Annotated in this window: 1 protein-coding gene; it reads right to left on the minus strand. The window is 67.3% G+C overall.

What is annotated here, in order from left to right; all coding sequences use genetic code 11:
* Positions 1–110 precede the first annotated feature (110 nt).
* On the minus strand, positions 111–1901 hold the full coding sequence (locus tag AC07XP_RS32240) for an IlvD/Edd family dehydratase (protein WP_495266955.1): 1791 nt from the start codon (positions 1899–1901) through the stop codon (positions 111–113).
* Positions 1902–2154 lie beyond the last annotated feature (253 nt).

Raw genomic sequence — 2154 nt, forward strand, 5'->3', positions numbered from 1 at the left:
CACGTCGATGGGGTGCCTTGCGCAGCGAAATCAAGGAGGAGGCCGCAGGCCGGGGGACATTCGCGGAGCAAGGCTCCCCGTCGGCGGGAGCGTCGCCCTGAAAAAAGTCCTCAGTGATTCCGACGAGGAATCCCCGCCGTCTGCGCCACGCGCTGGTACTTGGTCGCCGGCTTCAGCACCATGCCTTCAGAAAGCGTGTCCACCATCGCGCGCTGGATCTCCTGCCATGGCGTCTGGCTCGCGGGAATCGGGTAGCCGCCCTTCGCTTCGAGGTCACGGGCGCGCGCCTGCAGCACGTCGTCGCTGACAAGCATGTTGACGGTGCGTTCCTTCAAATCCACGCGCACCTTGTCGCCGGTCTGCAGCAATGCCAGGCCCGCGCCTGCGGCGGCTTCAGGCGAGGCGTTGAGGATCGACGGCGAGCCCGAAGTGCCCGACTGCCGGCCGTCTCCGATGCAGGGCAAGGCCGACACGCCGCTCTTGAGCAGGTGCGAGGGCGCGCGCATGTTGACCACTTCCGACGAGCCCGGGTGCCCGATGGGGCCAACGCCGCGCATGAACAGGATGCAGCTCGCGTCGATGTCCAGCGACGGGTCTTCGATGCGGGCTTCGAAATCCTCCGGGCCGTCGAACACGATGGCGCGGCCCACGAAGGCGTCGAGGTCGCCGGCCTTGCTGAGGTAACGCGCGCGGAACTCGTCGGAGATGACGCTGGTCTTCATGATCGCGCTGTCGAAGAGGTTGCCCGACATCACGAGGAAGCCGGCGTTCTCGCGCAGCGGCTGGTCGAAGGGGCGGATCACGTCGGCGTCTTTCACCGGCGCGTCGGCGCAGTTGACGGCCAGGGTGTGGCCGTTGACAGTGCGCGCGTCGGTGCGGATCAGGCCGTGGCGATGCAGTTCGGCCACCACCGCGGGCACGCCGCCCGCGCGGTAGAACTCCTCGCCGAGGTACTTGCCGGCGGGCTGCATGTCGAGCAGCAGCGGCACGTCGAGGCCGACCGTTTCCCAGTCCTGGATGTTGAGCTCGACCCCCGCATGCTTGGCAATGGCGATGAGGTGGATCGGCGCGTTGGTCGAACCGCCGATGGCCGAGTTGACGACGATCGCGTTCTCGAAGGCCGAGCGCGTGAGGATGTCGGAGGGCTTGAGGTCTTCGCGCACCATGTCGACGATGCGCCGGCCGGTTTCGTAGGCCATCTGGCCGCGCTCGCGGTACGGCGCGGGAATGGCCGCGCAGCCGGGCAGGCTCATGCCTAGGGCTTCGGCCAGGGCGTTCATGGTCGAGGCCGTGCCCATCACGTTGCAGTGGCCGGCCGAGGGCACGGTGGAACCCACGAGGTCGATGTAGCCGGGGAAGTCGATGCTGCCCTTGGCGAACAGCTCGCGCGCCTTGAACAGCGTGGTGCCGGTGCCGGTGCGCTGGCCTTCGTGCCAGCCATTGAGCATGGGGCCGCCCGACAGCACAATGGCGGGGATGTTGGCGGTGGCCGCGGCCATCAGCGCGGCGGGCGTGGTCTTGTCGCAGCCGGTGGTCAGCACCACGCCATCGATCGGGTAGCCGGTGAGGATTTCGACGAGCCCCAGGTAGGCCAGGTTGCGGTCGAGCGCGGCCGTGGGGCGGCGGCCGTTCTCCTGGATCGGGTGCATGGGAAATTCCATCGCGATGCCGCCCATCTCGCGGATGCCTTCGCGCACCCGCAGCGACAGCTCGCGGTGATGGCGGTTGCAGGGCGTGAGGTCGGAGCCGCTTTGCGCGATGCCGATGATCGGCTTGCCCGATTGCAGCTCTTCGCGGGTGAGGCCGTAGTTCAGGAACCAGGCCAGGTGCAGGACCGAGAGTTCGCTGTGTTCGGGGTTGTTGAACCAGGCGGCGGAGCGCAGGGGGCGGGGTGTCGTCATGGCGTCGGCTTTCAGGGTGGTCGGCGAACGCGCGCGGCGGCCCCCTGCGCGGCATGGCGGTGGGCCATGGCGGTGTTTTGGGTGTCTCCGGTGCGTTCTTGTTGTGCGAATACGTTGGCGAAGGGGAGCTTAGGTTTTCGCCTTCGCCAAAGCCAATGAGATCGGTTGAGGATCGGTATAAGCGCGCCAAATACACCGCCAAACGCCCGGTCTGCGCCCCGCTTTTAGAATGTTTCCGGTGAGTGCCCTACCC

It is taken from the genome of Variovorax sp. GW531-E2, assembly GCF_059423125.1.